General features: G+C 69.2%; 1 protein-coding gene. It reads right to left on the bottom strand.

Features of this window, described 5'->3' with window-relative positions; translation table 11 throughout:
- Positions 1 to 50: 50 nt before the first annotated feature.
- On the bottom strand, positions 51 to 263 hold a 213-nt coding region (locus tag E0702_RS17740; protein WP_205742097.1), incomplete at its 5' end, for an ABC transporter ATP-binding protein.

A 263-nucleotide genomic window follows, 5' to 3' on the forward strand; every position in this document is an offset into this window, starting at 1 on the left:
TCGGTCCAGAAGATCTGGTGCTTCATGTGGGTCGGGGGGCCTTTGCGGGACTAGCCGGTGTGGAGGGTGAAACCGGGCACCTGGCCGCGGATCACGGTCTCGGTCGCGCGGGCAATCTCGGCAAGGCGGCGGGCGTCTGCCTCTTCATCGGCCTGGCCCCAGTCGCGGCTGACATCGGGCCATGGGATCGCCTCGATCAGCATGCGGGTGTAGGGGTGCTGCGGGTCGCCGATCACGGCCTTGGGCGGGCCGGCTTCGACCAC

The organism is Halomonas marinisediminis (assembly GCF_004347715.1).
GTDB lineage: Bacteria > Pseudomonadota > Gammaproteobacteria > Pseudomonadales > Halomonadaceae > Halomonas > Halomonas icarae.